Here is a 23,379-nt window from a genome sequence, read left to right on the forward strand (position 1 = left end):
CACCCGAGTCAAGCGCGGCCTGCGGTCAGGGGCCGCTACTTGTCGTACCCGAATTTCGTCTTGTCCGTGTCTGTCGGGTGGCAGTGCGCCGCGGACTCGCTCGAATCCCGACCTGCTCGGGATCAGAAGGACAGTGGCCGTGAACCTGTCCGTTGAAGGAGTGAAGTAGTGATGGTCGACAGTGCGGTCAGCCCCGTGCTTGTCATGATCGCCAGGCTCGATGGCCTGGCGTTGGGGACCTATGCGTTCGATCCCGACCGCATCAAGGAGGACGCCAACGCCGAGCGCCGTATCCACCAAGGCGGCTACGGAGAACGCCAGGTGTACGAGCTGGTGCAGAACGGTGCGGACGAGATGCGGGCGCCCGAACACCGGAACGGGACGATCCACGTCGTTCTCACCGAAACCCACATGTACTGCGCGAACGACGGCGCGCCTATTTCGGCGCAGGGAGCGGACACCATCCTCCGCATGGGGGTATCGCAGAAGAGCGGCAGTCAGATCGGCCGCTTCGGTGTCGGCGTGAAGTCGGTGCTGACCGTGACCGACACTCCGCAGTTCTTCAGCCGCTCCGGCTCGTTCGGGTTCGACGCGGAGCGTTCCGCCGACGAGATCCTCGCGGCCGTCAATGATGCGCGGATCGCAAACGGCGAGAAGCGACTGGAAACGGTGGGCGACACTCCGGTGCTGAGGCTCGCTTGGCCGCTGGTCGAGGACCACGAACGTTCGCTCGATCCCGTCCTCGACGAGCTGATGAGCGCGGGAGCGGCCACCGTCGTCCGGCTACCGTTGGCGCCCGGCGCCGGTGATCTGCTCGGGAAGGACATCGTCGAGTTCCCCCGCCTGTTCCAGGTGTTCTCGCACCACGTCCGCAAGATGGTGCTCGAGGATCGCAGGGAGTTGCCGATCGTCCGTCGTGAGATCACCGTCGAGCACGATGGCGTGCGGCACGTGATCCACGAGGCCCGGGGCGGTCAGAAGTCTCGCTCGGAGCAGTACCGCGTGTTCTCCCGATCCCACCAGGTCAGCGAGCGCACACGGATCGGCGCGGGTGAACTGCACGATCGGGTCGTGATCGACATGTCGTGGGCTGTTCCGGAGTACTCGGTGACGAAGAACGACCATGGGCAGACCGTGTGTCAGGTGCCGCATGAGCGGGGAGAGTTCTGGGCTTTCTTCCCGACCGAGTATGCGACGACGCTCAGTGGCGTCGTCAATGCCGCGTGGAAGACCAACGAGGACCGACAGCACCTCTTGTCCGGAAGCGAACTCAACATCGAGCTGCTCGATGCCACCGCCGACCTCGTGCTCGCCTCACTGCCGGATTTGGTGATGCTCGAAGACCCTGCTGCGTACTTGCCGCTGTTGCCGGGGCGTGCCAAGGAGTCGCCGAACTGGGCGTGCGAGTACTTGACCGAGAAGGTCTGGGCACTCGCGGCTGTCCGGCCCTCGCTCCCTGATCAGGACGGGGTTCTGCGCAAACCCGCGGACCTGCGCGTTCACCCGGAAAAGTTGAGCCGAATCGCGCTGACGCTGTGGACCGAATACGCCGGTCGGCCGAAGGACTGGCTGCACAGTTCGGTGGACGCGAGTGGATTGCGCCGAGGGAAAGTGAACCACGTACTCGCCGCGGCGGGCGTGGAGGTGGAAACCGTCGTCGCGTGGCTGGAGGCACTGGTCGAGGACGGGACAGCGGTCGCGTCCGCCGTCGCCATCCGGATCGTGGCGCACCTTGACGAACTCGCCGCCGAGGACGTCACGTTCCGAACGGTCGCGACGGAGGCAAGGAAGGCCGAGATCGTCCTGACCGAGAGCGGTGATTTCGTCGCCGCGTCCGCCGGCCGCGTTTTCCGGTCCAACGACGAGGACGGTCTTACCGATGACCTGGTGTACGTGGACCGCGGGATCTCGGGTGACCCGACGATGATCCGGGAACTCGACCGGCTCGGGATCCGCGAAGCCGACGCGGAGGGACGCTTTCGCAGCGTCATCGACCAGGGCTTCTCTGGTTACGGTGATGAGGAGTGGACTCGGCTCTGGGAGCTGTGGCGCACCGCGGGTGGTGTGGACCTCGTGAGTGTGGTGCGCGACAAGTCGGCAAAGGTGTCCGCCGGGATCCGGGTCAGGACCACTGCCGGGGTGTTTCGCCCGATCGGCAAGTGCCTGCTGCCGGGGCCGGTGGTGCCGGAGGACGGTTCGCGTGACGCCAGGTTGGCTGTCGACGTCCGCTTCCACTCCGATGACCTGCCGGTGTTGCGCGAACTCGGTATGACCGATCGACCGGCCTCCGGTCATCGGCCGGAAAACGACAGCTGGTTCCACGAGTACCACCTGTGGGCGCACGGCGAGTACTGCCGGGAACTGAAGGCGACGGCCAGCAGGGTGCAACTTCAGACGGTCGTGCTGACCGGAGCGCCGACCATGGGGTCACTGCACCTGTTCCAGGAACTGTCCGATGAGGGCAAGGCCGCGTTCCTGGCGGCGGCGCCCGAGGACGGGCTTGTCGAGTCCTGGACTCGACAGATCGGCAGCAAGGTGAGTACTCGGATGCGGGTGCTTTCGCCGGTCAATTGGTTCCTGCGTACCTACGGCATGGTCGACACCTCGATGGGACTGGTCGCCGTATGCGAGGCAGTCGGCCCTCAGCTGAGCGCGTTCGCCTCCCTGCTTCCTGTCGCGGCGATCAGCCCCGACAAGGCTCGGCGGTTGGGGATGACCGTCAACGTCGGTGACATGGACCCGCAGCGCTGGACCGAGTTCCTCGAACGGGTGAAGTCCAGTACCGACGACAATTTCGTGGGTTTCGCCTACGCCCTCCTCTCCCGGTTCGCTCCGGACCTTGTCGAGCGGGAAGAGGCCATGCGCTGCCGGGTAGGCCAGGAGTGGGACCTCCGTGCTCGTGGTGATATCGCGGTCGCCACGACCGCGGAGGAATACGCGGCACTGGTCCGGGAGAACCATCCTGCGATGCTGGCGGATTTCCCGGACGAGGCCGAGCGGGTCGAGTTCATGATCCGTGAGCTCGGGATGCGTCGTTTCGTCGACGTCATCGAAAAGCGGCTGCGTCCGGTCTACAGCAGGCCCGCCGTCCCGCTCACCGACGAGTGGCCGCCGCTTCGACAGCGACTGGGAACGACCGTGGTCCAGGGGTGCCACCTGCAGTGGTGCAGTGAGCTCGAAGAAGTGACCCGCAGCCCTCAGGGCACTCGAACCGTCGCCTTGAAGAGCGCCCGACAGGACAACACGGTGCTGATAGTCGACGGCACGTCGTTCGAGGACGCTCTCATTCTCGTCGACAGGGAATTCGGGTGGAATCTCGGAGTCTCCGGCTGTCGGAGGGTGATCGAGGCGCATCACCAGCAGCAGAAGGACAGCGAAGTCCAGGCTCGGCTCACCGAGATCCGCGAAAGTGACAGCCTTGTGGAGAAGATCGCCTTCTTGGTCGGCGAGGAGAACCTGCGTAAGGGACTTCCTCCGGGGCTGATCGCCAGTGAGACCTCTGAGACCGGGCAGGACCCGGATGCCCACCGGGTGGCGCAGCTGGCGTACAACGCGCACGACGACGGCGTGCTTCGGGTGCACGCCAAGGACATCGCCGAAAGGTTCGAGACTGCTCCGGCGAACTTCGACGGCGGCCCTGCCGCACTGCGGTTCGTGACCGATCTCGGGCTCCCCGACGTGTTCGCGGGTGTACGGATTCCTGCTCCGCCCATGCGTGAGGAAGCCGAGGGGCCGACTGATTTTCCTCGGCTGCACGCCTTCCAGGAGGTGATCGCAGGCAGGCTGACCTTTCTGCTGCGGAGCGAACACGCCGAGCGCGGGATGCTGAGTCTTCCGACCGCGGCAGGCAAGACGCGTCTCGCGGCCGAAGGCGCGATCCGGTGGATCCGGGAGGACGGGATTCCAGAGGGGCCGATTTTGTGGATCTCGCAGACCGCCGAGCTCTGCGAGCAGGCCTTCCAGTCGTGGAAGCATGTCTGGGAGAACGTCGGTCCCGAGCAGTCTTTGGTCATCGACCGACTGTGGACGACGAATTCCGCCACCCCCGTCACGGGCAGGCCGCACCTCGTCATCGCCACTGACGCGAAGTTGCGAATGTGTTTGGGTACGGATGAATACGCATGGTTGCGCAACGCTTCGGCCGTTTTCGTCGATGAGGCACACGTGGCGATCTCCCGCGAGTACACCTCCATTCTCGAGCACCTCGGACTCACCCACCGCGAGACCTCACGGCACCTCGTGGGGCTGACGGCCACGCCGTTCCGCAACGACGCCGAGCTGACCAGGCGTTTGGTGCAGAGGTTCGGCAAGGTCCGCCTCGACGAGGGTGTCTTCTCCGGCGAGCCCATTTCCGACTTGCAGGACCTGGGAGTCCTTGCGCGCGTCGAACACCGTGAACTGGTCGGCGCGGATATCCAGCTCGATCCGGACGAGCTTGGTGGGATCAAGGGATTCCTGCCGAGGAGTGCGGAGCTGCGCCTCGCGGAAGACGAGGCTCGCAACAAACTCCTCGTGGAGGAGATCGCCGCGTTGCCCGAGGACTGGCCGGTTCTCGTGTTCGCGACGTCAGTCGGCCACGCCAAGTTCCTGGCCGCCAAACTCGGCGACCGGGGTGTCCGCTCCGCCGCGATCGATTCCGCGACTCCGATGCCGGAGCGACGTCAGCGCATCGAGTCGTTCCGGCAGGGCCGACTCCGGGCTCTCACCAACTACGGCGTGCTCTCGCAGGGCTTCGACGCGCCGGCGACCCGCGCCGTCGTCATCGCCCGGCCTGTGTACAGCCCGAACGACTACCAGCAGATGATCGGGCGTGGCCTGCGTGGAAGTCGCAACGGAGGCAAGGACACCTGCCTCATCCTCGATGTGCGCGACAACATCAGGAACTTCCATCAGGACCTCGCGTTCACGAAGTTCGACTATCTCTGGCAGAGGGGACAGCGGTGACAGAGTCAGAGGGGGAGGGCGTTGAGCTCACCCCAGCTCAGCGGAGTGTCGTGACCAGCGCCCGTGACGACAAACTGCTGGTTCCGGCACAAGCAGGCGCGGGCAAGACCACCACCTTGATCCGCCGAATCGAACATTTGATGACGGCGGAGGGAACCGCGGCATCGGAGATCTTGATCTGGACCTTTTCCCGCGCGGCAGCACAGGTCTTGCGTACCCGTGCAGGCCGGAGCGTTGTCGCGGGTCGACGGGTGCGTGCCCAGACCTTCGACAGTTGGGCTTCGTCTCTCCTACTCGAAGCGGGCTATCGACCTGAAGACCTCTCGGGCTTTGGGTTCGATCGACGGATCGAGCTCGCCACCGCCGCGATCGAAGACGGAGTCGTCGAGGAGACCGAACGAGGCGCGCCCGCCCATGTGATCATCGACGAGGTGCAGGACCTTGTCGGACCGCGGCGGGAAATGGTCGAATCGTTCCTCGACAGGTTCCCTGACATGGGTTTCACCGTCGTCGGGGACTCCGCCCAGTCGATCTACGGGTTCCAGGTGTCCGACCCGCAGGCGCGGGCTGAGGAAGCGGGCCTGTTCTTCAGGTGGCTGCGTGCCACTTTCGGGGACGAGCTGCGCGAAGTCGTTCTTGCCGAGAACTTTCGTGCCCGTACCGTCGAGGCACGCTGTGCGCTGCCTTGTGGAGAAAGTCTGCAACGTTTGTCGGACATTCTCCAGGCGGACCTGGAGGCGGTGGCCGCGCTTGTCCGAGATATCCATTCTCGCCTCGCGGAAGTCGCTTCGTTTGGAAGGCTCGACACGCCATTCGCGCAGGACTCCTTGCGAGACTTCGCCGGTACGACGGCGATCCTCTGCCGGGACAACGCTCAGGTGCTTCTGATGTCCGAAAAGCTCGGGCAGCTCGATGTCCCGCACCGTGTCCAGCGATCTCCGCGATCCGGTGTCGTTCCTGCTTGGGTGGCGGGATTGATCACCGCGACCGGTGCTGTGGCCTTGGGTCGGGAACGGTTCGAACAGCTTCTGACCGAGCTGGAGATGCCTGCAAACATCGACATCGACGAGACGTGGCGCTCGTTGCGGACTGTCGCGGCGGGCGCACGCAACCAACTCGATCTGGAGGCCTTGCGAAGGGCAGCCGCTGAAGGGCGACTGCCTGATGAACTGTCCACGCTTCCCTCGCATCAGACCCTCGTGTCCACCGTCCATCGAGCCAAGGGGCTGGAGTTCGACCGTGTGCTGATCGCGGGGTTCGACGCGACCGCACGGCGACGGATCGGTGAGCCCGACACATTGGCCGAGGCACGGCTTCTCTACGTAGCCATGACGCGGCCTCGGGACGACTTGTATCGCGTCGAATGCCCTGACACATGGACTTTGCGCAAGGGAGAACACCTGCCGACGCCGGTCGGGCGCTGGTACGTGGGAGGCCGCGAGCGTTGGAAGCGCGTCGGCGTGGAAGGTATCGAGACGGACGTGTGCCACGAGGTGCCTGCCGGTGTGCGTGAGCCCGAGACCGACCCCGTGGCGGCGCAGAAGTATCTGCTCGACTCGGTTCGTCCTGGCAGCACAGTGGTGTTGCGCAGGCTGCACGACCTGCCTTCGTCGCCGACCGAAACGCCACCGTACGGCATCTTCCACGCGGACACGCCGATCGGCGAAGTCTCCAAGAAGTTCCGACAAGACCTGTGGCGTCTGCTCAAGAGGTCCGCGGGCTTCCGGGTGAAACAGTGGCCGTACCTGATCACCGGCCTGAAAATCGACTGTGTCGAAACGGTTGCCGGTTCGACCGCGGTCACCGAACGCCACGGTCTCGGTGGCCGAGGCGTATGGCTCGCTCCTCGCCTGGGTGGCCTCGGCCGATTCGACTGGACCCACGCCGAACGGGTCCCGGAAGGACAGGACATCCTGTGACCGAGTCCCGCCATGTGCCGCACTACGCGCTGCGCAAGGACCTTCGCGCCGCCCTACGTGCCGACCTCCTCGGTCCGCAGAGCGGTGCGAAGGAGATCCTCGCCACCGACGCTCCGATCACCGCCTATCCCGTCGGTGTCCTGTTTCCGCAGATCGAGAACTCCGATCAGCTCGCGGAGACCGACGGCGTGGACACACCTCCGGACATCGTCCGCGGGGACGATTCCGAGCAGGGTGAGACCGATCTCGGAGTCTCCCTCGCCAACCGCCGCAAACCATCGTCGATGGGCATGACGTTCGGTGTCGATCCTGGTGTCACGGGTTCGGTGCGGGTGAAGGTCCGGGTCGCGACCTATGCGCCGGAGGACGAAAACGGTGGCCCTGTCGAGCCGCGTCGGAGCGAGGCCCGTAGTACCGAACAACAGCGAGAGCGGTGGCGCCGTGTTCCCGAGGACTGCGAACCCGTGGTCGTCGACGTCACTTCCGCGGGCATGTACACCGCGGAACTGTGCCCTGGACTGGAGTTGCGTACGCTGATCCGTCCCGTTGACGACGGCGGCACGGTCACGGTGACAGTCACCCTGGTCAACACGCGGCGCGCAGGTGTCCATGACCTCCAGGATGCCTATTGCTTCTTCCAGCCTGAGATGGAGGCTTACTGCCCTGAAGGAATTCGACCGTTCGTCGAGCGAAAGGCACCCCTCGGTGCGGTGGATGCCGAGCACGCGTTGAGTCGGCTGCTGCACCGGCACGCGCCCTACTTCGCCACCGGCCACGGTTGCTCCGTCGCGTGGGACTGGACGGCTCCACCGATCCGCACCTCCATGTCGACACGGGCCGCGGTTTCGTCGATCCGTACCGAGCTGGTGCCCAGCCATGAGGTGCTGTTGACGGATTCGAACCCGCAGATCGACGACAAAGCACTAGGTATGCACCGACTCGGACATGGAACGACCGAAGACATCGTCGGTGCGCTCGCAGGCATGCTCGACGGATATGAGGAGTGGATCAAGGCGCGGAGGCAGGAGGTCCTCGCGCTGGAAAAGACCGATTACGCCAACGTGGCGCGCGAGCAGATCACGTACTGCGGGCGAGCGCTCGAACGGATGAGGAGAGGGGTCGAGCTGCTGGCCGATCCGGGTCACCCCATGCCGATCGAGGCGTTCCGCTTGGCGAACCAGGCCATGGCCCGCCAGCGAGGTCGAGCGGAGTGGATCGAAAGGGGGCGACAAGGCTCGCCAGATCCCGAGGCTGGTCGGTGGCGACCGTTCCAGATCGCGTTCATGCTGCTCTGTCTGGAAGGTATCGTCGACCCGGATCACGAGGACCGCGGTATCGCCGACCTGTTGTGGTTCCCGACCGGTGGCGGGAAGACCGAGGCATACCTCGGGTTGGTGGCTTTCACCGTGTTTCTCCGCCGCCTTCGCGACGGCGAGCACGGCGGCGGAGTGACCGTGCTGATGCGCTACACCCTTCGCCTTCTCACTCTCCAACAGTTCGAGCGTGCCGCGGCGTTGATCTGCGCCATGGAGCGAGTTCGCGCCGAGAGAAGAGGAGGAGATCTCGGCAGCACGCCGGTGTCGATCGGCATGTGGGTGGGCATGTCGGCGACTCCGAACAAGCTCGGCCGTGCCGAGATCAAACTCGACGAACTACGGAAGAACCCGGAAAGGCCGCTCCAGAAGGAAAACCCGGTCCAGCTTCACTCCTGCCCGTGGTGTGGAGAACCGTTGGGGGCAGGCGACTACGAGGTACGTCCGCAGCTCACGCGGATGCTGGTGCGTTGTCCGAACACGGATTGCGAATTCGGCACCGACGAGGGACTGCCCGTCCATCTGGTGGACGAGGCAGTCTACGACGCTCATCCGACGCTGGTCATCGCCACAGTGGACAAGTTCGCGTCCATGCCGTGGCGGCCGGAGACGGCGGCGTTGTTCAACCGAGACCTCGGGAGCGAGATCCGGAAGCCGGAGCTCATCGTCCAGGACGAGCTGCACCTCATCTCGGGTCCGCTCGGTACCCTTACCGGTCTGTACGAGACGGCGGTGGATGTCCTGGCCGACAGGCCGAAGATCGTTGCCTCGACCGCGACGATCCGCCGCGCCTCCGGCCAGGTGGGAGCACTGTTCGATCGGAAGCTGGCACAGTTCCCGCCCGCCGGCCTCGATTCCAGGGATTCGTGGTTCGCCGTGGAAGCTTCGCGGGAGGACAAGGCGTCACGTCGCTACATCGGACTGCTCACGCCGGCGACCAGTCAGGCAACCCTGCTGGTCAGGACTTACGCGGCGCTGTTCCAGGCTGTGGCACGTACCGAAGCCGACCCCATGGTGCGCGATGCCTATTGGACGCTCGTGGGGTACTTCAACAGTCTGCGGCTGTTGTCCGCCGCCGAGCTGCAAGTGCTCGACGACGTACAGGACCGCTTGGAGTTGCTGGCCAAGCGGGATGGCTCCAGCGGCGCGCGTTCGGTGTCATCTCACATCGAGCTGAGCAGTCGTGCGGATTCGAGTGCGATCCCCAGCTACTTGAAGCTGTTGAAGTGCGCGTGGCCGGACGAGGAAAAGACCCTGGACTTCCTGCTCGCGACGAACATGATCTCTGTCGGTGTCGATATCGACCGGCTCGGTCTCATGGCGGTCATGGGTCAACCACAGACCACCGCCGAGTACATCCAGGCGACCAGTCGGGTGGGGCGACGGCACCCGGGTCTCATCGCCGTCATGCTCAACTCGGCGCGGTCGAGGGATCGGTCGCACTACGAGAACTTCCCCGGCTTCCACTCGGCTCTCTATCGCGAGGTGGAGTCGACCAGTGTCACACCCTTCTCCGCACGTGCTCGCGACAGGGGGTTCCATGCCGTGGTCGTCGCGCTCACCCGACTGACGATCGCCAAAGCATCTCCCAACCAGGCGGCCTCGGACATCGAGACCTTCCTGCCCGAGATCATTTCGACGGTACGGCCCGCGATTCTGGACCGAGTCCAGTCGGTCGACCCCGATGAGTCGGAGGCGACGGCCGAGTACTTCGACGATTTCATCGCCTGGTGGCGCGAGGAAGCCGATGCCGAACCGGACCTCGTGTACGAAGCCAAGCGTGGAAGCCGAGATCCCGCCCTGTTGAAGGGATTCGACAGCAGCGATGACGGCTCTGGCGGCTGGGACACCCTCTGGAGCCTTCGTGACGTCGACGCAGAGTCGACGCTCTTTCTCGAGAAACGGTAGGAACGAAGTGACTCCTCCTCCATCATCACGGCGCCGGAGCGGCGGCGTCCCCGCCCGGCCGCGCGCACGCAAACTCGGGGCGGTGCGACGATCGCAGCTCGTCACCACCTATGGGGTGGGCGCGATGATCGCGATCGACAACGAGTCGTTCATCGTGGCGGGAATCGACTCGTGGAACATCGACGACGCACCGGAAATCTTCGAACGCAGGCTCGCAAAGGTGCTCAGGGTCAAGTCGTTCCGATTGCCGCCGGCGCCTGATCCCGACCGCGGTGTCGACGGCGTCCGGGTACGCAGATTTCCCGAGTTCTACTCGTGTCCCGAGTGCCGTGTCCTCCAGCCGTTCTCCGCCTTCAATTGCCTCCCCGGTCGTGCGAACTGTCCGAGCTGTCAAGAAGACTTGGTGCCCTCCCGATTCGTCCTGGCGTGCGACGACGGCCACATCGAGGACTTTCCCTACTGGAAGTGGGTGCATCGAGGTTCCGAGCAGTCGAGAGGTCTCTGCGGGGGGACGCTGACACTGCGGACGGAAGGCAACACAGCGTCACTTCGGTCGGTCGTCGTGAGGTGCACGTGCGGCGTGCCGGACGTCTCGATGGAGGGTGCTTTCCGCGTAAAATCATTGAGAGAGCTGGGTATTCGTTGTGAAGGCCGTCGGCCGTGGCTCAGCGGGGCGAAGCCGCAACCGTGCACGCGCCATCCTCGGGCCATGCAGCGAGGTTCGTCTTCCGCTTGGCACCCGGTCATGCGGAGCGCGTTGTCGATTCCGCCGTGGGGCGAGGGAGTGCGTGGACTGGTCGAGCGGGAGAAGTTGATCGGGGCACCCGAGGACGCCATCCGTTGGCATTTCGAGAAGCGACCAGGACTCTTGAAGAGAGCCGACACGACCATCGAGGAAGTGATCCACTTCGCTCGCGAAATGAGCGAGGACACACCGACTCCTGGCGAGAGCGTGGACGCACCTGTCGATCCCCATACATTGCTGCGAAAGGAGGAATACGAAAGTTTGTGTCGCGGCAACCCTGAACAACGTACGTCGGAGTGGCAGCCGTTCGTCTGCGAGAAGCCGGAAGGCGATCTGACACCGGTGCACGCGCTCGGTCTCGCCGAGATCATGTTGGCGAAGCGATTGCGCGAGGTTCGCGCACTGGAAGGGTTCACGCGTGGCGTCGCGCCGCTGGAGAGCGAGCCAGAGCAGCGGCTCGCCGAGCTTCACCTGTCCCACGACGTCGACTGGTTGCCCGCGATCGAAGTCAAGGGTGAAGGTGTCTTCGTCAGACTCGATGAAGATCGCTTGCGCGAGTGGGAGACGAATCCCGCCGTGATCGAACAGGTCGAGCAGATGCGGCTGAACCATCTCGCGCTCATCCGGGAGCGGACCCCGTCGAATCCGAAGACAAGCGGGCCCAAGTCTCCGGTGTCTCCGCGGTTCGTGTTGCTCCACACGTTGGCGCACATCCTGATCAACGAGTGGAGCCTGGACGGCGGCTACCCCGCGTCCGCGCTCAGGGAACGCCTGTATGCCGGTGACACCATGGCCGGAATCCTCGTCTATACCGCGACGAGCGACTCCGCCGGAAGCCTTGGCGGAATCGTTGCGCAGGGTGATCCGGAGCGTCTGGCCGCGACGCTGCGATCCGCCCTCGCGCGAGCGGCTTGGTGCTCGAACGACCCCTTGTGCATGGAATCCGGGGCGAGCGGGGCGGACAGCGTCAATCTCGCGGCATGTCACGCGTGCGTGCTGTTGCCCGAGACGAGCTGCGAGCTGAACAACAGCTTCCTGGATCGCACGCTGCTTGTCGGTGCTCCTTCCGGGGCGGTGCCCGGATACTTTCAACAGATCGCTGCGGTGAACTGAGGTTTCAGCCCGGCCGTCTGGCGAGCACGATTTCGTGCACGCGGGCGGCCGCGGCTTCGGCTGCTTCGTGTTCCCATACCCGCACAGCCAGCCATCCTGCTTCGGCAAGGCGAGCATCGGTGTCCAGGTCGCGCCGGCGATTGGTTTCGATCTTCGTGCGCCAGAAGTCGGCGTTGTTCTTCGGCCACGTCGCGTGCTCCGGACAGCCATGCCAGAAGCAACCGTCCACGAAGACCGCGACCCGTGCAGGACCGAACACGACGTCGGCTTCCCGGCGTACACCTTTCACCGGCCTGCGATGGACGCGGTACCGCAACCCTCGGGCGAACAAGGCTTTGCGCAGTTCCATCTCGATTCGAGTATTTCGAGACTTCTGCTTGCTCATCCTGGTTCGGACGTCCGCTGATGCATCCAGCTTCACGTGCACATACTCGCAACACCCTGTCGGGTCAGCAGGCTAGCCGTCGAATACGCTGGTCAGCGCCTCCCGGATCAACCCCGGCAAGTCTCCCTCCCCGTCCGTCTCAGCCCACCGGATCAGCGCCACATGCGCCGCCCCCAGGCAAGCCATAGCCGTAGCCCGCACCCGAAACTCCTCCTCGGGCGCCGGCGAAGCCCCACAAAGAGCGGCCACGATCGCATCAGCCGTCGCGTACTGGCTGTCCAGATGCCGCGCCCGCAGCGCAGGCACCGAGATCATCAGCCGCAGCCGCGCCAGCAGGAACGCCTTCTCCGACGAGGACCCCAAAGCGGCAGTCGACTCCAAAGCGCGCCCGATCCGCAAAGGCAAAGGACCGGCCGGCTGAGCAGCGACAGCAGAAGCGGTCACCGGGTCGTACTCGTCGTAGAGGACCAGGTCCTCCTTCGTCGGGAAGTGCCGGTACACCGTCATCGCCGAGACCCCGGCCGCCGCGGCGACGTCGGCGACGGTGGTCGCGTCGTAGCCGACGTCGGTGAAGAGGCGGACGGCGTGCGTTTGCACCAGAGACCGGGTCTCGGCGCGCTGGCGGTCTCGGAGGCTCACGTGGTAGACACTATCAAAGTGTTAGTCACTAACATCTGGGGTGCGCATGAAGACGGCATTGGTGACGGGAGCCTCACGCGGGATCGGGGCGGCGATCGCGCGGAGGCTCGAGAGAGACGGCGTCGAAGTCCGAAGGCAGGACAGCAGCCAGGCCGACTTGTCGACCATGGAGGGCGTCGACAAAGCCCTGGAAGGCATCGACAGCCTCGACATCCTGGTCAACAACGCGGCCGCGCCACCGGCGGGGCCCATCGAGACGGACACGCCCGAAAGCTTCGACCATCTGATGGCGGTGAACGTGAGAGCGCCGTACTTCCTCATCCAGCGAGCGCCGATCAACGACGGCGGCCGCGTCATCAACATCTCCTCGGTCGCCACGCGGATGGCCAACCCGGCGCAGACGTCCTTCGCGATGACCAAGGGCGCGCTCGAGACGATGAGCCGCACCCTCGCCCAGCAGCTCGGGCCGCGCGGGATCACGGTCAACGTCGTCGCGCCGGGCGCCACCAGGACCGAGGCCAACGAGGGGATCTTCACGCCCGAGCTGGAGGCCGCGATCGCGAACCTCACGGCACACCGAAAGCTGGGGAACCAAGACGACATAGCGGACGTCGTCGCGTTCCTCGCCTCCGACGACGCCCGGTGGGTGACCGGGCAGGTCCTCGACGCGAGCGGCGGGTTGTTCCTCGGTCCGCGAACCTGAGGGGGTTCAATGGGCCGGTGACGTGGTTCAGCGAGGACGAACTCCGCAGGCAGGCCGGTGACGTCTCCTTCGCGCGCGGGGCCAAGTACCTGGAGTCGGTGGAGACGCTGGACGACGTCGCGGGCGGGGTCACGGCGGTGGTCAGCGGCACCGACCGGTACACGGTCCGGTTGCGCGACATCGACGGCGAGCTGGTGGGCGAGTGTTCCTGCCCGCACGCGGCGGACGGGTTCTTCTGCAAGCATTGCGTGGCCGTCGGCCTGCTGGTCCTCGAGGGCGCGGCGGACGGGGGCGCGGCCGACATCCGCGGGTACGTCGAAACCCTCGCTCGCGACGAGCTGGTCGAACTGCTCGTCGGGCACGCGAACGAGGATCCCGCCCTGTTCCGCAAACTGTCGCTCAGGGCCGGTCGCGAGGACCTCGACGCGTTGCGGCGTCATGTCGAGGGGACGTTGCGGTTGCGCGGTTTCGTCGGCTTCCAGGGCACGGTCGCGTACACCGGGAAGGTCCGCGAGGTGCTCGCCACCGCCAGGGAAGTGATGGACGGGCCGCTGCTGTGCCGCATCGTCGAGCTGGTGGTGGAGGCCCTGGACTTCGTCGAAGACTCGTTCGGCGCGCTCGCCGAAGAGGTCAGGGGCGCGCTCGCGTTGTACGCGGAGGCCTGCGCGGACTCGCCGCCGGAGCCCAAGGAGCTCGCGGAGTGGTTGCTAAGGCTTGATCTCGACGGATCCGGCCGCGTCGACGTGAGCATCGCGGACTTCACCGCCGGGCTCGGCTTCGAGGGGCTCGCGGTGTTCCGCGCCGGCGTCGAGGAGCGGTGGCGGCTCGACGACGGCGAGGACCCGTACCGCAGCCGCAAACTCCAACGGCTGCGCGAGGGCTTCGCGGCGATGAGGAACTGGAAGGCTTAGACCGTGTCCTGCGCGTCAGTCCGCGGTCTTCGCGCCCAGGCGGTCTCTGACGGCACAAGCGGCTTGGCCGAGTACAACCCGGTACGAGGCCAAGCCGCTTGCACCGTCAGAGGCCGCCTGGATCACGAAGCCCATCGAACCGACGCGCAGGACAAGGCCTAGAACCGCTGCCGGTTGCGGTACAGCTCCTCCAGATCCCGTTGCCCCGCCTGGTCGCCGGTGTCGGCGGCCGCGCGGAACCAGTGTTCGGCCTCTTGGAAGTTCCCGTGGTCGGCTGCGAGCCTGCCGAGGTTGGTGTACGCGGGGACGCTGCCGAGTTCGGCGGCCTTCCGGTACCAGGCGGTGGCCTCGCCGGGGTCGTTCCGGTCGTTGGCGAGGACGCCGAGGTTGGTCATCGCCGCGGCGTCGCCTCGTTTGGCGGCCTTCAGGTACCAGCGTTCGGCGGCTTCGACCTCGCCGCGCCGGTGCAGCACCAGGCCGAGCCGGACGGCGGCTTCGGGGGCACCGGCGGCCGCGGCGGCGTGATAGCAGCTTTCGGCGCGCGCGAGGTCGTTCCGGCGTTCGGCCTTGAGGCCGAGTTTGCAGAGAGCGGAAGCGTCGCCTTCTTCGCCCGCCCTGCGCCACCACGGTTCCGCTTCACGCGCCCGATCGGTGTCGCACAGCACGGCGCCGAGCGTGATCATCCCTTCGACGTTGCCCGCCTCCGCGGCCTGGCCCGCCCAGCCCTCGGCCTCCCGGAGCGCACCGCGCCGGTGCAGCAACCTTCCGAGTTCCGCCATCGCCTCGACGCGGCCCTCGTCGGCGGCGCGCCGCCACCAGTCCTCGGCGTCGTCGAGGCTGCCCCGCTGCGCACAGAGATTTCCCAGCTGCGACATGGCATGCGAATCACCGGCGGTCGCGGCTTCGCGGTACCAGCGTTCGGCCTGTTCGGGCGCGCCGCGTTCGCGCAGGAGATGCGCCAGGTTGCCCATCGCGACCCGGTCCCCGCCCGCGGCGGCCTTGCGGAACCACGCCTCGGCCTCGTCGGGATCGCCGCGCTCCAGTGCGGTGGATCCCATACGTGCCATGGCGATCACGTGTCCGCGTTCCGCCGCCTTCCGGTTCAGATAGTCGTCGACCTTGGTGTTCCATTTGCGTTTTTCGGCGCCCACAAGCCCGCTCCTTCCGGCAGCGTCCCAGGGGTAGTCGCTGATCAGACCCCCGATGTGACAACAACTACCTGCTGTCATCGCCGTGTCGCTCCCGGTTTCCCCGCGGGGCCCGGCGATACTGGGTCACTCCCCATCCCCGTCGAGAGGAATCGCGCGGTGGCCACGCGTACGCGGCAGATGACCACGGCTCAGCGACTGCTCCTGCTGATCACCCTCGCCGCCGTCGTTCTCGCGGTGTTCTGGTTCGTGAGCGGCAAGGGCGACGCGCTGCAACCGAAGCCCGCCAACACCGCCAGCGCGGCGGACGCGCGCAAGCAGCTGGACGAGCTCGCCGTCGCGCCGCGCGGTTCGATGGACGGCTACGACCGCAAGAAGTACCCGCACTGGGACAACCAGGGGAACAACTGCAACACGCGCGAGTTCGTGCTCAAGCGCGACGGCAAGGACGTCAAGGCCGGTTCCGACTGCGCCCCGACCTCCGGCAGCTGGACGAGCATCTACGACGGCGACACCTGGACGAGCCCGACCGACGTCGACATCGACCACATGGTCCCGCTCGCCCAGAGCTGGGTCAGCGGCGCGAAGTCCTGGACCGACGAGAAGCGCCGCCAGTTCGCGAACGACCTGACCCGGCCGCAGCTGTTCGCCGTCACCGACAACGTCAACCAGGAGAAGAGCGACAAGGCGCCGGACCAGTGGAAGCCGCCGCTCGTCTCGTTCTGGTGCACCTACGCCACGGACTGGATCACCGTGAAGCACTACTACGGCCTCACGATCACCACGGCGGAGAAGAGCGCGCTCGGCGACATGCTCGGTCGTTGCTGATCTCCCCGGCTTCGGCTTAGCTGGGGCGATGGCGACCTTCGTACTGATCCACGGCGGTGGCGGCAGCGCCTGGGACTTCCACCTCCTCGAGGCGGAACTGACCGGCCGCGGACACGACGTGGTCGCGGTGAACCTGCCGATCGAAGACGAGAAGGCGGGCTTCGCCGAGCACGTCGACACCGTCACCAAGGCGATCGGCGACCGCGGCGACCTGGTGGTGCTCGGGCACTCCTACGGCGGTTTCACCGCGCCGCTGGTCGCCGCGAAGCACTCGGCGCGGCTGCTCGTGCTGCTGACCGCGATGATCCCGAAGCCGGGCGAGTCACCGGGGGACTGGTGGGGCAACACGGGTTTCGCCGACAACCAGGACCTCAGCGACGAGGAGAAGTTCTACAACGGCGTCCCGGCGGACCTCGTCGCGGAGGCGGGCTCGCACGGCCGCAACCAGGTCAGCGCCGAATGGGGCGAGCCGTGGCCGCTGGAGAAGTGGCCGGACGTCCCGACGAAGGTGCTCATAGCGCGCGAAGACCGCTTCTTCACGCCTGAGTTCCAGCGCCGGGTCGTCCAGGACCGGTTCGGCTTCGCGCCCGACGAGATCGAGGGCTCGCACTCCGTTCCGTTGAGCCACCCCAAGGTCCTGGCGGACCGGCTGGAGTCCTACCTCACCAGCGATCCAGGCGCATGACGTCTTCGAGCGGCTGACGCGCGGCGGGCTTGAAGGTGTCGCCGGTGTAGAACGCCGTCGGGATGAGCGCGGCCTGGTGCACGTTCTCCGGCAGGCCGAGGATCTCCGCGGCCTCCTTCTCGTACGCGAGGTGCAGCGTCGTCCACGCCGTGCCGAGCGTGACCGCCCGCGCCGCGAGCATGTAGCTCCACACGGCGGGCAGCAGGTTCCCCCACAGTCCGGCCTGGTTTCCGGCGGGCAGATCGGCGGTCTTCGTCTCCAGGCACGGGATGACGTGCACCGGCACCTCGCCCATCTTGTCGGCCAGGTACTCGACGCTGGTGCCGACGCGCTGCTGCACCTTCGAACGCGCCGGGTCGTCCGCGAACAGTTTCCCGGCCGCGTTCGGCGAATCCAGGTACTCGCGGCACGCCCGCTGGTAGAGCTTGCCGAGTTCGGCGCGCTGCCCGGGGTCGGTGATCACGAGCCAGTGCCAGCGCTGCGTGTTCGACCCGCTCGGCGCCTGCAGCGCGACCTGCAGGGCGTGTTTCACCAGTTCGAGGGGGACCGGCCGGGTCAGGTCCAGTCGTTTGCGGACGGTTCGAGTGGTCGTCAGCAGCTCTTCGGGCGTCATCCGGAGATTATGTCGTTATGATCCGCTGGTGGGGAGGCCGCCGCGCGAACGAGGGATGGGTACCTTGCTTCGCCACGTCCTCGAATTGACCGAGGCGGACGTCTCCGCGTTCTTCGAGGACATCGGGCTGGGCGACTACCGTCCGCGGTTCACCCCGATCGTCCGCGCGATCGTCGCGCGCGGGCCGATGCCCATCCGCGATCTCGCCGCGGAAGTCGGTGTCACGCATTCCGCCGCGAGCCAGACCGTCGCGCAGATGGCGCGCCAGGACCTCGTCTCGCTGAAACCGGGGAGGGACGCCCGGCAGAGAATCGTTTCCCTGACCGAGAAGACGCGACGGCTGATGCCGACGCTCGAAGCCGAATGGGCGGCGACCCAGGCCGCGGCCGAACAGCTGGAAACCGAACTGCCGTACCCGCTGAGGGAGGTCCTGGTCGCCGCCGTCGAGGCCCTGGAGCGGAAATCGCTCCGCGACCGCATCGCCGAAACGGACGCCGCGCTCAGGATCGGGCGTCGGCCCGATCAAGACTGAACACGGCCCAGACGTACTTCCCGCCGTCGCACGGCTCGTGTCCCCAGTCGTCGGACAACGTGTGCACCAGCTGCAGACCGCGGCTGCGCGCCGCCATCGGCGACGGTTCCTTCAGCTTCGGCCAGTCCGAGCCGGAGTCGAAGACCCGCAGGGTGAGCCTGCCCTCGGCGTACTCGACCTCGAGCCTGTCCGGCTTCTCACCGTGTTCGAAAGCGTTGGTGACCAGTTCGGAGGTCGCGAGCAGGACGTCGTCGACGGCCGGGCCGTCGAGGCCGAGGCTCGCCAGAGTCGCCCGCACCGCCTGTCGCGCGACGGCCGGGGCCGTCACATCGACCGGTAGGGGCAGGGAGACCACCGGTAACGAGCCCTCCGATCGCGTCTTGGACATCGTCATGGTTCCGCACCTCCCCTCGCGAGAGACTCCCAGATCCGCTGTTCGTCTCCCAGGTACCCACAAGGGTGAAGGTCGAATCAGACTCCGTCGGTGAGTTCTGTCTCGGTCAATCCTTCACGCAGTTTCTTGAGCGTGGAGGACAGCAACCGTGACACCTGCATCTGGGAAACCCCGACACGGCGGGCGATATCCGACTGACTCATCCCGGAACCGAACCGCAGCGCGACGATCTTGCGCTCACGATCGGGCAGCCGTTCCAGCATCGGCCGCAGCGCCTCGCGGAGCTCCGCCTGGCTCAGGTTGGCGTCCGCCTCGCCGAAGCGGGTGTGCGCCGAGTTCTCCAGGAGGTTGTCCAGCGAGGCCCCGTACCGGCCCTGGCCGGCGCGAAGACCCTCGTAGACCTCGTCGATGGGAACGCCGAGATGGGCGGCGATCTCACTGGGCTTCGGCGCGCGGGAGAGCCGGACGGTCAGCTCTTCGCGCACGGCCGAGATGTTCGCGTTCAGCTCCTTGAGCCGCCGCGGGACCCGGACCGACCAGCTGTTGTCGCGGAAGTGGTGCCGCAGTTCGCCGGAGATGGTCGGGACCGCGAAGGCCAGGAAGTCACTGCCTTGAGTGGGATCGAAGCGGTCGACGGCGTGGATCAGCCCGATCGTCGCGATCTGGACCAGGTCCTCCATCGACTCGTCCCGGTTACGGAACTTGCGCGCCAGGTTGCGCGCGAGTTCCAGATGCGCGCGCACCAGTTCGTCCCGAAGCCGTTCACGTTCGGGGGTTTCCTGTGGCAGCGCGCACATGCGCTCGAACAGGGCCGGGACGTCCGCGCCGTCTTGCTCGACGGGTTCGGTCACGGCCGGGCCGCCTCGCTCTCCCGGATGAGCTCCACCCTGGACAGGTAGCCGCCGTCGGCCGGGGTGACACTCCGTCGCGCGGACGTCGCCAGCGCGGTGAGCAGCTGCCAGGACAGACCGGTCTCGTCGTCGTGTTCCGGGGAGTCCGAAAGCACCGAGACGGTCACCTCGATCCGTCCGTTCTTCCACGAGAAAACGCAGGTCAGGTGGCCGTCGGAGGCCGCGGGAAGCAGCATCGAGCAGGCCTCGTCCACCGCCATCCGGAGGTCTTCGACCGCGTCCAGGTCGAAGTCCTGACGCATCGCGATGTCCGCGACGATCGTCCGGAGGGTCGGCACCACATGCGGTACCGCGGCCGTGCGTACCTCGATGAGTTGAGCGCCCTCCCCGTTGGGCGGGGTGTTGTCCACCACGTGTGTTCCTCTCTCAAGCTGCACTGCCGACTCGTCAGATGCCCTGAGTGTGAGCAAACCAAACCCACGTTTGACTCGCGCAGGCGGCGGGCATGTAACCCGCGACAAACGATCTCCTGGAAAGGCGGGGACCGACATGGCTGACGTGAGCCGGCTGCCGAACGTGGTGGCGGAAGAGTGGGATTGGCAGCTCCGTGGGTCGTGCCGAGGCGCCGACAGCAGCTTGTTCTTCCACACGGACAACGAGCGCGGTTCGGCCCGTGAGCGGCGCGAATCCCGCGCCAAGGCGATCTGCCAGGCCTGCCCCGTGCTGGCGCAGTGCCGCAAGCACGCGCTGGCCGTCCAGGAGCCGTACGGCATCTGGGGTGGTCTCGGCGAGATCGAGCGCCGCGAGCTCTTCCTCCGGGAACGCCGCGCGGGGCGCAAGGCCTTGACGGCGCATTGAGCGCGTCCCGGGCACCGGTCGGCGACGCGCGTGACGGCGATCGTGGCGCCCCGTCCGGACTGGGTTAGGGTTGGGACTGTCGTTGCGGGGACAGCCACGCCTACCCGCCGAAGAAGAGCGTGCGTCCGTGTCCGGACTGGACGCGGCCGTAGCTTGAGACCACAGGCGAGCTCCGGCGCCGAGCGTCGGTTCTCACCTGATGAGGAGAATGTGCATGCCCGCAGCGGACCAGAACACCACGCCGCCCGGTTTCAGCATCACGCTGGACGCCGACGCTTCTGTACCGCGTGTGGTGGTCACCGGTGAGCTCGACCTGCTGACGAGCCCGCAGCTCCAGGAGACCCTCGGGGCACTGATCACGGACAAACCGTCCGGCCGGGTCGTCGCCGACCTCACCGGCGTGACCTTCTTCGACTCCTCGGCGCTGAACGTGGTGCTCCAGGCACAGCGCCAGGCCGCCGAGAAGGCCGTCGAGCTCGAAGTCGTGCCCAGCCCGCAGGTGAGCCGAGTGATCGAGCTCACCGGCGTTGCCGAGCACCTCAGCGTGTCGGAAGAGCCCCCCGCCTGATCCCCCGCTACGGTCGTGGGCTCGTGATCCGCGACACCTGGGGGAAGCAGCACGATGATGGGGCGGACGCATGCCCTGACAGGCTGGTGCGCGGGTCTCGCGCTCGCGCCCGCCGTCGGAGCGGGCACGGTGCACCAGTCGGTCGTGTTCGCCGCGACCACGGCCGGTTTCGCCCTCCTGCCCGACCTCGACCATCCGGGCGCTCGCGCGTCGAAGCTGCTCGGCTGGTTCACCGGCGCGATCTCCTGGGTGCTCCGCCGGGTTTCGGCGGCTCTCTACGCGCTGACCAAGGGACCCCGGGACGAGAAGGTCACCGGTAAGCACCGGCACCTCTCGCACACCGTGTTGTTCGCCGTCGGTCTCGGCTTCCTGACCTCCTGGGGTACCACCGAAGGCGGACCGTGGGCGGTGTTCGGCGTCGTCGTCCTCGGGCTGCTGCTCGCGGAAGGCGCGCTCGGCGACTGGCTGCTGCCGGTCAGCGGCGCCGCGGTCGCGTGGTGGGTGTGGACCGCCCCACCGGACAAGGCGGCGCAGCTCGCGGAGATCTCCGGCTGGCTCGGCATCGCCGTCGCGGCCGGGTGTTTCGTGCACTGCCTCGGGGACGCGCTGACCGAGTCCGGCTGCCCGTTCCTGTTCCCGATCCCGATCGCGGGCGAGACCTGGTACGAGATCCGGCCGCCGAAGCCGCTGCGGTTCCGCACCGGTAAGAACGTGGAGAACCGGCTGATCTTCCCGGTGTTCGCGGTCGCCGCGGTGGTGCTGATCCCGGGTGTCTGGGAGTACCTCTTCACCACGGTCCAGGGCCTGCTCACACCGGATGGGACGCAGACCGCGGTGCAGTGAGGAATGCCCCCGCCGACGGCGGCGTTGAATCGGAACGCCGGACCCGGTTGAGGGGAGAACAGTGGACAAGCCCGTGCTGCGCGCCGACGCGCGGCGTAATCGAGCGAAGGTGCTCGCAGCGGCCGAAGAGGCCTTCGCCCTTGACGGTCTCGCCGTCCCCCTCGACGAGATCGCCCGCCTCGCCGGTGTCGGCGCGGGTACGGTCTACCGGCATTTCCCCAGCAAGGAAGCACTTTTCCAGGCTGTCGTCCTGGAGCGCCTGGAGCAGTTCGCGCGGGAAGCACGCGAACTGCTGACCGCCGAAGACCCCGGCGAAGCGTTCTTCGACTTCTTCAAACGCGTCGTCAAGCAGGCGTCCCTCAACCGGGCTCTCTGCGACGCGCTCGCGGAGACGACGGGGCTGGGCTTCAAAGCGAGCGCGGGCACCGATTTCCGGTCGGCGCTGCAGGCGCTGCTGACGCGGGCGCAGGCCGCGGGCGTGGTCCGTGAGGACATCGACGGCGAAGACCTGCGCGCCCTGATCGCCGGCTGCCTCGCCGCGGAACGGTATTCGCGCCCGGACCGCCACCTGGTGCGGATCCTGATCGACGGCTTGCGGACACTCGACTCAACTTGCACGCTGCGTAACAAAAAGTAAGATCAACGCGAGTAGTCCTCGTACCTGCGCTTCGCATGGCGAGGGGGTGCCGGATGTTCGGTCAAGGTCCCACCACCGGTTCCGTCACGGTCGCGGCCCTCGCGGGGCTCGCCACCGGACTGCTCGTCGCCGCCCTCCTGGTGGCCGGTCGCGAGCCACAGCCCCGCGTCCACGAAGTCAGTACGACCCCTTCGCCGACGTCGACCTCCCGTTCGGTCGGGCCGGTCACGGTGACCTTGCCCGCGGTCGTCCCGGAACCGCTCACCATCACGCGCACCAGCACGCCCGCGCCCCGGACGGTGACCCGTACCGTGACGCCGTCGACCACCTCGACGGTGCTCCCGCCCACCTCGGTCACGGGATACCGAAGCGATTGATGCAACCTGAACGGCCTCTCGCGTCGTCTGCCCGGTATGTGGCGGCTCCCCGTTTTCGTGCTCCTGCTCGCGACTTTGACCGCGTGCGGCCAATCCGGCGACAAGGCCTGCCCGGCCATCGCCCTGTCGCCGGGGATCTCGCTCGACATCCCACGGGAAGTGGCCGCCGGGCTCGAGCGCGTGTCGCTGGAGTTGTGCTGGGCCGGTGACTGCGTGACCGAATCCGCGCCCGGTGGCGAGCAGGTCTTCGTCCCGATCCAGGGTCTGCCGACCACGCCGATCAAGACCACGGTGACCTTCGACGACCGGAAACCGCGCTTCCTCGTCGTGACACCGGGGATCGCGTACCCGGCGGGCGAGGAGTGCGGAGGCGGGGTGCCGGTCGCGAAACTGGTCGTCACGCCCGGCGGCGACGTACGGCAAGAACCGTGAAGGCCGCCCTCCCCGAAGAGCGGCCTTCACGGT

22 protein-coding genes are annotated in these 23,379 nt (G+C 66.7%); 14 read left to right on the plus strand and 8 right to left on the minus strand.

Translation table 11 applies throughout. The features are described from left to right. Positions 1 to 171: 171 nt before the first annotated feature. From BKN51_RS36085 to drmB, 4 genes are read left to right on the plus strand one after another with little or no spacing between them, the layout of a single operon-like run. The gene (locus BKN51_RS36085; RefSeq protein ID WP_101611850.1) at positions 172 to 4,944 is read left to right on the plus strand and encodes a DEAD/DEAH box helicase; all 4,773 of its coding nucleotides are present in this window, start codon (positions 172 to 174) and stop codon (positions 4,942 to 4,944) included. Next, positions 4,941 to 6,863: a UvrD-helicase domain-containing protein gene (locus tag BKN51_RS36090; protein WP_101611851.1), complete on the plus strand. Its 1,923-nt coding sequence runs from the start codon at positions 4,941 to 4,943 to the stop codon at positions 6,861 to 6,863. The genes BKN51_RS36085 and BKN51_RS36090 overlap by 4 nt, the downstream gene beginning before the upstream one ends. Further along, a complete protein-coding gene (locus BKN51_RS36095; RefSeq protein ID WP_174720496.1) occupies positions 6,860 to 10,084 on the plus strand; it encodes a helicase-related protein in 3,225 nt (1,074 codons plus the stop codon). The genes BKN51_RS36090 and BKN51_RS36095 overlap by 4 nt, the downstream gene beginning before the upstream one ends. Beyond that, positions 10,002 to 11,942, plus strand: coding sequence for a DUF1998 domain-containing protein (gene drmB / locus BKN51_RS36100; protein WP_255414868.1), 1,941 nt, complete (start codon positions 10,002 to 10,004; stop codon positions 11,940 to 11,942). The genes BKN51_RS36095 and drmB overlap by 83 nt, the downstream gene beginning before the upstream one ends. Before the next feature lie 4 nt (positions 11,943 to 11,946). On the opposite strand, the gene BKN51_RS36105 is transcribed toward drmB, so the two are convergent. Then, complete coding sequence (locus BKN51_RS36105) at positions 11,947 to 12,327, minus strand: very short patch repair endonuclease (protein ID WP_101611854.1); 381 nt, start codon at positions 12,325 to 12,327, stop codon at positions 11,947 to 11,949. Positions 12,328 to 12,399: 72 nt separating this feature from the next. Continuing rightward, complete coding sequence (locus tag BKN51_RS36110; RefSeq protein ID WP_101611855.1) at positions 12,400 to 12,966, minus strand: TetR/AcrR family transcriptional regulator; 567 nt, start codon at positions 12,964 to 12,966, stop codon at positions 12,400 to 12,402. 46 nt (positions 12,967 to 13,012) lie between these two features. On the opposite strand from BKN51_RS36110, the gene BKN51_RS36115 reads away from it, so the two are divergent. Beyond that, positions 13,013 to 13,669: an SDR family oxidoreductase gene (locus tag BKN51_RS36115; protein WP_146044307.1), complete on the plus strand. Its 657-nt coding sequence runs from the start codon at positions 13,013 to 13,015 to the stop codon at positions 13,667 to 13,669. Between the two features lie 17 nt (positions 13,670 to 13,686). Continuing rightward, complete coding sequence (locus BKN51_RS36120) at positions 13,687 to 14,580, plus strand: SWIM zinc finger family protein (protein ID WP_101611856.1); 894 nt, start codon at positions 13,687 to 13,689, stop codon at positions 14,578 to 14,580. Between the two features lie 158 nt (positions 14,581 to 14,738). On the opposite strand, the gene BKN51_RS36125 is transcribed toward BKN51_RS36120, so the two are convergent. After that, on the minus strand, positions 14,739 to 15,731 hold the full coding sequence (locus BKN51_RS36125; RefSeq protein ID WP_101611857.1) for a tetratricopeptide repeat protein: 993 nt from the start codon (positions 15,729 to 15,731) through the stop codon (positions 14,739 to 14,741). Between the two features lie 156 nt (positions 15,732 to 15,887). Between BKN51_RS36125 and BKN51_RS36130 the strand changes: the two genes are divergently transcribed. Together BKN51_RS36130 and BKN51_RS36135 are read left to right on the plus strand one after the other, a co-directional pair. Next, positions 15,888 to 16,556, plus strand: a complete 669-nt coding sequence (locus BKN51_RS36130; protein WP_101611858.1) for an HNH endonuclease family protein — start codon at positions 15,888 to 15,890, stop codon at positions 16,554 to 16,556. A 28-nt stretch (positions 16,557 to 16,584) separates the two neighbouring features. Further along, positions 16,585 to 17,241 (plus strand): alpha/beta fold hydrolase, encoded by a 657-nt coding sequence (locus BKN51_RS36135; RefSeq protein ID WP_101611859.1) that lies wholly within the window; start codon positions 16,585 to 16,587, stop codon positions 17,239 to 17,241. Here BKN51_RS36135 and BKN51_RS36140 read toward each other — a convergent pair. Further along, positions 17,219 to 17,854, minus strand: coding sequence for a nitroreductase family protein (locus tag BKN51_RS36140; protein WP_101611860.1), 636 nt, complete (start codon positions 17,852 to 17,854; stop codon positions 17,219 to 17,221). The genes BKN51_RS36135 and BKN51_RS36140 overlap by 23 nt on opposite strands. 55 nt (positions 17,855 to 17,909) lie before the next feature. Here BKN51_RS36140 and BKN51_RS36145 point away from each other — a divergent pair, with 55 nt between their 5' ends. Beyond that, a complete protein-coding gene (locus BKN51_RS36145) occupies positions 17,910 to 18,386 on the plus strand; it encodes a MarR family transcriptional regulator (protein ID WP_101611861.1) in 477 nt (158 codons plus the stop codon). Here the strand turns inward: BKN51_RS36145 and BKN51_RS36150 are convergent. From BKN51_RS36150 to BKN51_RS36160, 3 genes are all read right to left on the minus strand, one after another. Further along, positions 18,355 to 18,780 carry an ATP-binding protein gene (locus tag BKN51_RS36150; protein ID WP_101611862.1) on the minus strand — a complete coding sequence of 142 codons (426 nt, stop codon included), beginning with the start codon at positions 18,778 to 18,780 and terminating at the stop codon, positions 18,355 to 18,357. The two genes, BKN51_RS36145 and BKN51_RS36150, sit on opposite strands and share 32 nt — an antisense overlap. A gap of 77 nt (positions 18,781 to 18,857) precedes the next feature. Further along, positions 18,858 to 19,631: a SigB/SigF/SigG family RNA polymerase sigma factor gene (locus BKN51_RS36155; protein WP_174720497.1), complete on the minus strand. Its 774-nt coding sequence runs from the start codon at positions 19,629 to 19,631 to the stop codon at positions 18,858 to 18,860. Then, positions 19,628 to 20,044 (minus strand): anti-sigma factor, encoded by a 417-nt coding sequence (locus tag BKN51_RS36160; protein WP_101611863.1) that lies wholly within the window; start codon positions 20,042 to 20,044, stop codon positions 19,628 to 19,630. Before BKN51_RS36160 ends, BKN51_RS36155 begins: the two co-directional genes overlap by 4 nt. 136 nt (positions 20,045 to 20,180) lie before the next feature. Here BKN51_RS36160 and BKN51_RS36165 point away from each other — a divergent pair, with 136 nt between their 5' ends. The 4 genes from BKN51_RS36165 (at position 20,181) to BKN51_RS36180 (ending at position 22,537) form a co-directional block, all read left to right on the plus strand. Beyond that, positions 20,181 to 20,489 (plus strand): WhiB family transcriptional regulator, encoded by a 309-nt coding sequence (locus tag BKN51_RS36165; protein ID WP_101611864.1) that lies wholly within the window; start codon positions 20,181 to 20,183, stop codon positions 20,487 to 20,489. Positions 20,490 to 20,703: 214 nt separating this feature from the next. Continuing rightward, positions 20,704 to 21,057 carry an STAS domain-containing protein gene (locus BKN51_RS36170; protein ID WP_101611865.1) on the plus strand — a complete coding sequence of 118 codons (354 nt, stop codon included), beginning with the start codon at positions 20,704 to 20,706 and terminating at the stop codon, positions 21,055 to 21,057. A gap of 57 nt (positions 21,058 to 21,114) precedes the next feature. Then, the gene (locus BKN51_RS36175) at positions 21,115 to 21,900 is read left to right on the plus strand and encodes a metal-dependent hydrolase (protein WP_101613669.1); all 786 of its coding nucleotides are present in this window, start codon (positions 21,115 to 21,117) and stop codon (positions 21,898 to 21,900) included. Positions 21,901 to 21,961: 61 nt separating this feature from the next. After that, the gene (locus tag BKN51_RS36180; RefSeq protein ID WP_101611866.1) at positions 21,962 to 22,537 is read left to right on the plus strand and encodes a TetR/AcrR family transcriptional regulator; all 576 of its coding nucleotides are present in this window, start codon (positions 21,962 to 21,964) and stop codon (positions 22,535 to 22,537) included. 61 nt (positions 22,538 to 22,598) lie between these two features. Here the strand turns inward: BKN51_RS36180 and BKN51_RS43385 are convergent, their stop codons facing one another. Further along, positions 22,599 to 22,895: a hypothetical protein gene (locus BKN51_RS43385; RefSeq protein WP_158255747.1), complete on the minus strand. Its 297-nt coding sequence runs from the start codon at positions 22,893 to 22,895 to the stop codon at positions 22,599 to 22,601. Between the two features lie 55 nt (positions 22,896 to 22,950). On the opposite strand from BKN51_RS43385, the gene BKN51_RS36190 reads away from it, so the two are divergent. Then, the gene (locus tag BKN51_RS36190) at positions 22,951 to 23,346 is read left to right on the plus strand and encodes a hypothetical protein (protein WP_101611868.1); all 396 of its coding nucleotides are present in this window, start codon (positions 22,951 to 22,953) and stop codon (positions 23,344 to 23,346) included. Positions 23,347 to 23,379: the final 33 nt, after the last annotated feature.

The sequence above is a fragment of the Amycolatopsis sp. BJA-103 genome (genome assembly GCF_002849735.1).
Classification (GTDB): Bacteria; Actinomycetota; Actinomycetes; order Mycobacteriales; family Pseudonocardiaceae; genus Amycolatopsis.

What these genes read in the sequence shown, in the direction of transcription:
- BKN51_RS36140 (WP_101611860.1), bottom strand. Translation starts at nt 17,854, where the DNA reads ATGACGCCCGAAGAGCTGCTGACGACCACTCGAACCGTCCGCAAACGA.
- BKN51_RS36085 (WP_101611850.1), top strand. Translation starts at nt 172, where the DNA reads ATGGTCGACAGTGCGGTCAGCCCCGTGCTTGTCATGATCGCCAGGCTC.
- BKN51_RS36175 (WP_101613669.1), top strand. Translation starts at nt 21,115, where the DNA reads ATGGGGCGGACGCATGCCCTGACAGGCTGGTGCGCGGGTCTCGCGCTC.
- BKN51_RS36150 (WP_101611862.1), bottom strand. Translation starts at nt 18,780, where the DNA reads ATGACGATGTCCAAGACGCGATCGGAGGGCTCGTTACCGGTGGTCTCC.
- BKN51_RS36115 (WP_146044307.1), top strand. Translation starts at nt 13,013, where the DNA reads ATGAAGACGGCATTGGTGACGGGAGCCTCACGCGGGATCGGGGCGGCG.
- drmB (WP_255414868.1), top strand. Translation starts at nt 10,002, where the DNA reads ATGACGGCTCTGGCGGCTGGGACACCCTCTGGAGCCTTCGTGACGTCG.
- BKN51_RS36190 (WP_101611868.1), top strand. Translation starts at nt 22,951, where the DNA reads ATGTGGCGGCTCCCCGTTTTCGTGCTCCTGCTCGCGACTTTGACCGCG.
- BKN51_RS36105 (WP_101611854.1), bottom strand. Translation starts at nt 12,327, where the DNA reads ATGAGCAAGCAGAAGTCTCGAAATACTCGAATCGAGATGGAACTGCGC.
- BKN51_RS36170 (WP_101611865.1), top strand. Translation starts at nt 20,704, where the DNA reads ATGCCCGCAGCGGACCAGAACACCACGCCGCCCGGTTTCAGCATCACG.
- BKN51_RS36165 (WP_101611864.1), top strand. Translation starts at nt 20,181, where the DNA reads ATGGCTGACGTGAGCCGGCTGCCGAACGTGGTGGCGGAAGAGTGGGAT.
- BKN51_RS36135 (WP_101611859.1), top strand. Translation starts at nt 16,585, where the DNA reads ATGGCGACCTTCGTACTGATCCACGGCGGTGGCGGCAGCGCCTGGGAC.
- BKN51_RS36145 (WP_101611861.1), top strand. Translation starts at nt 17,910, where the DNA reads ATGGGTACCTTGCTTCGCCACGTCCTCGAATTGACCGAGGCGGACGTC.